This is a genomic window from Streptomyces sp. T39, from assembly GCF_008042045.1.
In the GTDB taxonomy this organism is placed as follows: domain Bacteria; phylum Actinomycetota; class Actinomycetes; order Streptomycetales; family Streptomycetaceae; genus Streptomyces.
The window spans coordinates 1,170,217-1,178,632 of sequence record NZ_RDBP01000012.1; the positions used below are offsets into that span (position 1 = coordinate 1,170,217).

The 8,416-nt window shown below is 71.2% G+C and carries 7 protein-coding genes; all 7 read left to right on the top strand.

The window, feature by feature from the left end:
- Positions 1–178: 178 nt before the first annotated feature.
- Positions 179–2,404: an RNA degradosome polyphosphate kinase gene (locus EAO77_RS06190; RefSeq protein ID WP_147987072.1), complete on the top strand. Its 2,226-nt coding sequence runs from the start codon at positions 179–181 to the stop codon at positions 2,402–2,404.
- Positions 2,391–3,443, top strand: a complete 1,053-nt coding sequence (locus tag EAO77_RS06195) for a CHAD domain-containing protein (protein WP_147987073.1) — start codon at positions 2,391–2,393, stop codon at positions 3,441–3,443. The genes EAO77_RS06190 and EAO77_RS06195 overlap by 14 nt, the downstream gene beginning before the upstream one ends.
- A 266-nt stretch (positions 3,444–3,709) precedes the next feature.
- On the top strand, positions 3,710–4,126 hold the full coding sequence (locus EAO77_RS06200; protein WP_147987074.1) for an NUDIX hydrolase: 417 nt from the start codon (positions 3,710–3,712) through the stop codon (positions 4,124–4,126).
- A 301-nt stretch (positions 4,127–4,427) separates the two neighbouring features.
- Complete coding sequence (gene pstS / locus EAO77_RS06205) at positions 4,428–5,561, top strand: phosphate ABC transporter substrate-binding protein PstS (RefSeq protein WP_147987075.1); 1,134 nt, start codon at positions 4,428–4,430, stop codon at positions 5,559–5,561.
- A gap of 99 nt (positions 5,562–5,660) precedes the next feature.
- The gene (pstC, locus tag EAO77_RS06210) at positions 5,661–6,662 is read left to right on the top strand and encodes a phosphate ABC transporter permease subunit PstC (RefSeq protein WP_147987076.1); all 1,002 of its coding nucleotides are present in this window, start codon (positions 5,661–5,663) and stop codon (positions 6,660–6,662) included.
- A 277-nt stretch (positions 6,663–6,939) separates the two neighbouring features.
- On the top strand, positions 6,940–8,010 hold the full coding sequence (gene pstA / locus EAO77_RS06215) for a phosphate ABC transporter permease PstA (protein ID WP_147987077.1): 1,071 nt from the start codon (positions 6,940–6,942) through the stop codon (positions 8,008–8,010).
- Positions 8,011–8,070: 60 nt separating this feature from the next.
- Positions 8,071–8,416: phosphate ABC transporter ATP-binding protein (locus EAO77_RS06220; RefSeq protein ID WP_147988981.1), on the top strand; the 346-nt coding region annotated here is incomplete at its 3' end.

The following is an 8,416-nucleotide window of genomic DNA, read 5'->3' on the forward strand; positions in this document are numbered from 1 at the left end:
CCCCCGGGGCCCCGCCCCGCTTTCCCTCACGTCATGTCGTTGTTACCGGGCATTCAGACATCCTTGCGACCCTCTCTCAATGCAGCCCGCTGTGCCCGCCTCCCCGAACGGGAGAAAAGCCCTCGATCCGGCCCTCTCCGACGCGCCGGTGACCCTCTCGGCGCGGAAGAATGGGTCCATGAGCCAGCAGCCCGCCGAGGTCCCGGTCCAGCACCCCCAGCCGTCCGTCGCGTCCATAGCGGCGCACCGGCCCCACACCGTCGCCGCCACCGTCTCCGATCTCGAACCCGATCTCGACGCCGACGCCGACGCCTACGAGGAGGACAGCGCCCTCGGCGCCGAGCTCCCGCAGGGCCGTTTCCTCGACCGGGAACGCAGCTGGCTCGCCTTCAACGAGCGCGTCCTGGAGCTCGCCGAGGACCCGACCACGCCGCTGCTCGAGCGTGCCAACTTCCTCGCGATCTTCGCGTCCAACCTGGACGAGTTCTTCATGGTCCGGGTCGCCGGGCTCAAGCGCCGCATCGCGACCGGAGTCGCCACCCGCTCCGCTTCCGGCCTCCAGCCGCGCGAGGTCCTCGACCTGATCTGGACCCGGTCGCGTGAACTGATGGCCCGGCACGCCGCCTGCTACCAGCAGGACGTCGCCCCCGCCCTCGCGGACGAGGGGATCCACCTCATCCGCTGGCCGGAACTGACCGAGAAGGAGCAGGCCCGGCTCTTCACCCTGTTCCGGCAGCAGATCTTCCCGGTCCTCACCCCGCTGGCCGTCGACCCCGCGCACCCCTTCCCGTACATCTCCGGCCTCTCCCTGAACCTGGCCGTGGTCGTACGCAATCCGGTCAGCGGCCACCGCCACTTCGCCCGGGTCAAGGTGCCTCCGCTGCTCTCCCGCTTCCTGGAGGCCAGCCCGCAGCGGTACGTGCCGCTGGAGGACGTCATAGCGGCCCACCTCGAAGAGCTCTTCCCCGGCATGGAGGTCCTCGCCCACCACGCGTTCCGGGTGACCCGCAACGAGGACCTGGAGGTCGAGGAGGACGACACCGAGAACCTGCTCCAGGCCCTGGAGAAGGAGCTCATGCGGCGCCGCTTCGGCCCGCCGGTGCGCCTGGAGGTCGAGGAGTCCATCGACCCGTACGTACTCGACCTGCTGGTCCGCGAGCTGAAGATCTCCGACGCCGAGGTCTACCCGCTGCCCGGCCCGCTCGACCTCACCGGCCTCTTCGGCATCTCGGCGCTCGACCGGCCGGAGCTGAAGTACCCGAAGTTCGTCGCCGGCACCCACCGCGACCTGGCCGAGGTCGAGTCCGCGTCCGCTCCCGACGTCTTCATGGCCCTGCGCGAGAGGGACGTACTGCTCCACCACCCGTACGACTCCTTCTCCACCTCCGTCCAGGCGTTCCTGGAGCAGGCCGCGGCCGACCCGGACGTCCTCGCCATCAAGCAGACGCTCTACCGCACCTCCGGCGACTCCCCCATCGTCGACGCCCTGATCGACGCCGCCGAGTCCGGCAAGCAGGTCCTCGTCCTCGTCGAGATCAAGGCCCGCTTCGACGAGCAGGCCAACATCAAGTGGGCGCGGAAACTGGAGGAGGCCGGCTGCCACGTCGTCTACGGCCTGGTCGGGCTGAAGACGCACTGCAAGCTGTCGCTCGTCGTCCGCCAGGAGGGCGAGACGCTGCGCCGCTACTCCCACGTCGGCACCGGCAACTACCACCCCAAGACAGCCCGGCTCTACGAGGACCTGGGCCTGCTCACCGCGGACCCGCAGGTCGGCGCGGACCTCTCCGACCTGTTCAACCGGCTCTCCGGGTACTCGCGCCGCGAGACCTACCGCCGGCTGCTCGTCGCCCCGAAGTCGCTGCGCGACGGTCTGGTCTCGCGAATAAACAAGGAGATCACCCACCACAGGGCCGGACGCCTCGCGTACGTCCGCATCAAGGTCAACTCGATGGTCGACGAGGCCGTCATCGACGCCTGCTACCGGGCGGCGATGGCCGGTGTCCCCGTCGACATCTGGGTGCGCGGCATCTGCGCGATCCGCCCCGGCGTGGCGGGTCTCTCGGAGAACGTCCGCGTCCGCTCGGTGCTCGGGCGCTTCCTGGAGCACTCCCGCGTCTTCGCCTTCGGCAACGGCGGCGAACCGGAGGTGTGGTTCGGCAGCGCCGACATGATGCACCGCAACCTCGATCGCCGCATCGAGGCCCTGGTACGGGTCACCGACCCGGCCCACCGCGCGACCCTGACCCGTTTCCTGGAAGCCGGTATGTCCGACACGACGTCGTCCTGGCACCTCGGCCCGGACGGCTCCTGGACCCGGCACGCCACGGACTCCGACGGCCAGCCGCTGCGGCATGTACAGGAGACGCTCATAGACGCCCGGAGGCGCCGGCGTGCACAGCCCTGAACTTTCCCGCCACGACACCGCCACGGCGGGCGACACCCTCGCCCGCTATCTGCACACGCAGGCGGGCGCGTTCCTGCGCAGCCTGCGCCTGCACAGCGAGAGCGGCGCGGACACGGCAGGCGCGGCGGAGGCGGCCCGCGCACTGCGGTCGTCGGCGCGGCGGATCAGCGGAAGCCTGTCCACCTTCCGCCCGCTGCTCGACCCCGAGTGGGCGGACACCCTGCGCGCGGAACTGGGCTGGCTCTCGGCGACCCTCGCCCTGGAGCACTCCTGCACCTCCCGCCTGGTCCGGCTGCTGGACGCCCTGTCCCGCCTCTCGGGCACCTCGGCCGTACCGCGCGCCCGGGCCGGGCAGGCCCCGGCGGACGGGGGGACCGGGCCGGCCGACGGGGCCGCCGCCCGGCGCGGCGGGGCGCTCGCCGTGGGAGCGGCACGCGCCGGAGCGCTGCTGGAGCGGCGGCTGACCCTCGCGCGGACCCGGGCGCACTCCGCCGCGCTGGGCGCCCTCGGCTCCTCCCGCTTCCACGCGGTCGCGGACTCGGTCGCCTTACTGGCCTCGGAGCTCCCGCTCGCCCCCGCCGCCGCGGGCCCCGCCGACGAGGTCCTGGCCCTGCTGGCCGAGAGCACGGAGCGTCGTCTGCTGGACGCCGTGGCCGAGCTCCCGCTGGGCCGGGCCGCCCACCCGTACAACGCCGAGGCCCTGGTCAACGGCCTCGCCGCCGACCCGGCCGCCGAGCAGCAGGACGCGCCCTGGCACGAGGTCCGGCGGCTGCTGCGGCTGCACCGCTACGCGCGGGAGGCGCTGCACCCCGGCGACGACCCGGTGCTGTGCCACGCCGGGCTGGTGCTCGACCACCACCGGGAGGCCGCCGAGGCGTCCGAGGCCGCCGCGTCGGCCGCCCGCACCCCGCGGATCGCGCCGGCCACCGCGTACGCCCTCGGGGTGCTCCACGCGGACCAGCGGCACGAGGTGGAGGCGGCCCGGTTCGCCTTCCAGCAGGAGTGGCGGCACGCCACGGCGGCGGTGGCCGCGCCATGAGCGGCGCGGGCACCCCCCACGACGACCGGCACCGGCAGCCCCCGGGCCCGGCACACGAGCCCGGCCGCCCGCACCCCGATCCGGCACACGAATCCGGCCGCCCGCACCCCGATGCGGCACACGAATCCGGGCCCGTGCACCCCGGCCCGGCGCACGGACCCCGCCGCCCCGAACCGGGCGGGCCCGGAACCGGGCACGCGCCTGACCGTGCCGGGGACGGCGACCCCGCGGACGATCCCCGGTACGACGACTCCGGATACGGGCCCGTGGGGCCCGACACCGTGCTGGCCGCCGGATGCGTGCTCTGGCGCCGCGCCCCGCACGGGCACGACCGCATCGAGATCTGCCTCGTCCACCGGCCGAAATACGACGACTGGTCGCACCCCAAGGGCAAGCTCAAGCGGGGCGAGGACGCTCTCGCGGCCGCCCTGCGCGAGGTTCTGGAGGAGACCGGCCACCGGTGTCTGCCCGGCGCCCGGCTGCCCTCCGTCCGCTACACGGCGAACGGCCGGCCGAAGCACGTCAGCTACTGGGCGGCCGAGACACGGTCCGGTTCCTTCGCCGCCAGCGCCGAGGTCGACGCCATCGCCTGGCTCCCGCCCGCCGCGGCCCGCGCCCGGCTCACCCAGCCCCGGGACCGCGTCCTGCTCGACACGATGCTGGACTCCCTGCACACCGCCTGACCGCCCGACCGGCCCCCGATCCGCGCCTCCGCCGTGGCGTGCGGTCGCCCCCGCGCGGCCTCGCACGGCCCGCCGCTTTCGGGTGACGACGGCCTGCCGCCGCGCCGGGACGCCCGTACGGCGCAATCCTGAGGTGGGAGCACCAGGCCGCCCGCCACGGTTCACCTCGCGTTCACTCTCCCCCGTCGACCACTTCACCTGATCTGCCTAATTTCGGCCTTACGCGGTGACCGGCACGGAGCCGGTCCCCCCACCCCGACGCACGCCGCACCGAAGCGGCAACTGGAAGGAACACCCGAAAGTGAAGCTTCAGCGCAAGAACGGGCTTCGCGCCGCAGCGCTCGGTGCCCTCGCCGTTTCCGGCGCCCTGGTCCTCACGGCGTGCGGTTCGGACAACAACTCCGGTGGCACCGGCGGCAGCGGCGAGTCGACCAGCGCTGCCTCCGACATCAAGTGCGACGGTGCCACGGGCAAGCTCCTGGCCTCCGGTTCCAGCGCCCAGAAGAACGCGATGGACCTCTGGGTCAAGAACTACATGGCCGCCTGCACCGGCGTCGAGGTCAACTACAAGTCCTCGTCCTCCGGCGAGGGCATCGTGGCCTTCAACCAGGGCACCGTCGGCTTCGCCGGCTCCGACTCGGCGCTCAAGCCCGACGAGGTCGAGGAGTCGAAGAAGATCTGCCAGGGCGGCCAGGGCATCAACCTGCCCATGGTCGGCGGCCCGATCGCCATCGGCTACAACGTCCCCGGCGTCGACAAGCTGAACCTGGACGCGGCCACCATCGCCAAGATCTTCAACGGCAAGATCAAGAACTGGAACGACCCGGCCATCGCCGAGCTCAACAAGGACGCCGAGCTCCCGGACAAGGCCATCCAGGCCTTCCACCGCTCCGAGGACTCCGGCACCACGCAGAACCTCGGCAAGTACCTGGGCGCCACGGCGAAGGCCGACTGGCCCTACGAGGCCGAGAAGAAGTGGCCCGCCCCGGGCGGCCAGGCAGCATCCGGCTCCTCCGGCGTCGCCGCCCAGGTCAAGCAGAACGAGGGCGCCATCGGCTACTTCGAGCTCTCCTACGCCACCTCGCAGTCCATCCCGACCGTGAGCATCGCGACCGGTGCCGCCACCCCGGTGGACGCCACCTCGGAGAACGCCTCCAAGGCCATCGCCGCCGCCAAGATCAAGGGCACCGGCAAGGACCTGGCGCTCGAACTCGACTACGCCACCAAGGCCGAGGGCGCCTACCCGATGGTCCTGGTGACCTACGAGGTCGTCTGCGACACCGGCAACAAGGCCGAGACGCTCGACACCGTCAAGTCCTTCCTGACCTACACCTCCAGCGACGAGGGCCAGAAGGTCCTCTCCGAGGCCGGCTACGCCCCGATCCCGGCCGAGATCAACGCCAAGGTCCGCGAGACCGTCGCGGGTCTGAAGTAACACAGCAGGCCGGCGGGGACGGAGCGTCCCCGCCGGCCCGCCATCCGGTGCACCGCCGCCAGGGGAGCCGGGCGCTCCCCCACACAGACCGGAAAGACCATGGCTTCCACCACACCCACAGATTCACGTCCACCCACGCCGGCTCCGCCGGTCACCGGGCTGAACAGCGCATCCACGGGCCGCGCAGGCGACAAGATCTTCCTCGGTCTGTCCCGCGGCTCGGGCATCCTGCTGCTGGTGATCATGGCGTCGATCGCCGCGTTCCTCACCTACCGCGCCACGCTGGCCATCTCGGAGAACGAGGGCAACTTCCTCACCACCTTCGACTGGAACCCGGCCGGTGACCCGCCGGTCTTCGGCATCGCGGTCCTGCTCTTCGGCACGGTCGTCAGCTCGATCATCGCGATGGTGATCGCGGTCCCGGTCGCCGTCGGCATCGCGCTCTTCATCTCGCACTACGCGCCGCGCCGGCTGGCCACCCCCATCGCCTACGTCGTCGATCTGCTGGCCGCCGTGCCCTCGATCATCTACGGCATCTGGGGCGCGCTCTTCCTCGTGCCCTACCTCGAGGGCCTGAACCTCTGGCTCGACGAGTTCTTCGGCTGGACGTACGTCTTCGAGAAGACCGAGGTGGGCGTCGCCCGTTCGCTGTTCACCGTGGGCGTGCTGCTGGCGATCATGATCCTGCCGATCGTGACCAGCGTCAGCCGCGAGGTCTTCCTCCAGGTCCCGCGCATGAACGAGGAGGCCGCCCTGGCCCTCGGCGCGACCCGCTGGGAGGTCATCCGCATGTCGGTGCTGCCCTTCGGCCGCTCCGGTGTGATCTCGGCGTCGATGCTCGGCCTCGGACGCGCGCTGGGCGAGACGATGGCCGTCGCGACCGTGCTCTCCCCGAGCTTCCTCATCTCCCTGCACCTGCTGAACCCGGGCGGCGGCACCTTCGCCCAGAACATCGCCGCGAAGTTCGACGAGGCCAACGAATTCGGGCGGGACGCCCTGATCGCCTCCGGCCTGGTCCTCTTCGTCCTCACCCTGCTGGTCAACGGCGCGGCCCGCCTGATCATCGCGCGCCGCAAGGAGTACTCGGGGGCCAACGCATGAACGACGCATGCGCGGCCGCCGGGCCGCACACGACGACGCACGCCGCACCTCTGCGCCGCGCAGGCGGAGAAGTGAACGAAAGGGGCCGCGTGAACGACGCATGCGCGGCCACCGGGCCGCACACGACGACGCACGCCGCACCTCTGCGCCGCGCAGGCGGAGAAGTGAACGAAAGGGGCCGCGTGAACGACGCATGCGCGGCCGCCGGGCCGCACACGACGACGCACGCCGCACCTCTGCGCCGCGCAGGCGGAGAAGTGAACGAAAGGGATGCGGCATGAGCCAGACCGCCGTCAAGGAGACGCCCTCGCACGCCGCGCCGGGCCACCGTCGCACCCTCAGCACCCGCTCGCTCCCCCGGTGGGCGCCCTTCGGCTTCGCCGCCGTCTCGATCGCCCTCGGCGTGGGTCTCGGACTCGTCGCCGGCTGGGAGAGCCGGATCCAGTGGGGCCTGCTCTCCGCCCTCTTCTTCGTCGTCATCTCGTACACGGTCACCAGTGCCGTCGAGAACCGGCGCCAGGCCAAGGACCGGCTGGCGACCAGCGTCGTCTGGGTCTGCTTCGTCCTCGCCGTCGTCCCGCTGTTCTCGCTGATCTGGGTCACCGTGAGCCGTGGCGCGAAGGTGCTGGACGGGTACTTCCTCACCCACTCCATGGCCGGCGTGCCCGGCTTCGAGGCCGGTGGCGGTGTGTACCACGCCATCGTCGGCACCCTGGAGCAGGTCGGACTCGCCACCCTGGTCTCGGTGCCGATCGGTCTGCTGACCGCCGTCTACCTGGTCGAGTACGGCAAGGGCGCGCTGGCCAAGGCCGTGACGTTCTTCGTCGACGTCATGACGGGCATCCCGTCGATCGTCGCCGGCCTCTTCCTGCTGTCGATCATGCTGATGTTCGAGCTCCAGCCGTCCGGTCTGATGGGTGCGCTGGCCCTGGCGATCCTGATGATCCCGGTCGTCGTCCGCTCCACCGAGGAGATGCTCAAGCTCGTCCCGAACGAGCTGCGCGAGGCCTCCCTCGCCCTCGGTGTGCCCAAGTGGCGCACGATCACGAAGGTGGTCATCCCGACCGCGCTCGGCGGCATCACCACCGGTGTGATGCTCGCGATCGCGCGTATCGCCGGTGAGACCGCCCCGATCATGCTGCTCGTCTTCGGCAGCCAGCTGATCAACACGAACCCCTTCGAGGGCGCCCAGTCGTCGCTCCCCTTCTACATCTGGGAGCAGTACCGGGTCGGCAGCGAGGCGTCGTACGACCGCGCCTGGGCCGCCGCCCTGGTCCTGATCGCCTTCGTCATGATCCTCAACCTGGTGGCTCGCGGCATCGCCCGCTGGAAGGCCCCGAAGCACTGATCTGCGGCTCCGCCGCGCGGCCGGTCGCTGACGCGACCACCAGAAAGCGAAGTGACCCCCATGGCAAAGCGAATCGACGTCAGCGGACTGACCGCCTACTACGGCTCCCACAAGGCGATCGAGGACATCTCGATGACCGTGGAGCCCCGCTCCGTGACGGCCTTCATCGGTCCGTCCGGCTGCGGCAAGTCCACCTTCCTGCGCACCCTGAACCGTATGCACGAGGTCACCCCCGGCGGGCGGGTCGAGGGCAAGGTGATGCTCGACGACGAGAACCTCTACGCGTCCGGCATCGACCCCGTCGCCGTGCGCCGCACGGTCGGCATGGTCTTCCAGCGGCCGAACCCCTTCCCCACCATGTCGATCTTCGACAACGTGGCGGCGGGGCTGCGTCTGAACGGCTCCT

Bases quoted from the DNA above. Each gene is read 5' to 3' on its own strand.
- EAO77_RS06190 (WP_147987072.1), top strand. From the start codon at position 179: ATGAGCCAGCAGCCCGCCGAGGTCCCGGTCCAGCACCCCCAGCCGTCC.
- pstC (WP_147987076.1), top strand. From the start codon at position 5,661: ATGGCTTCCACCACACCCACAGATTCACGTCCACCCACGCCGGCTCCG.
- pstA (WP_147987077.1), top strand. From the start codon at position 6,940: ATGAGCCAGACCGCCGTCAAGGAGACGCCCTCGCACGCCGCGCCGGGC.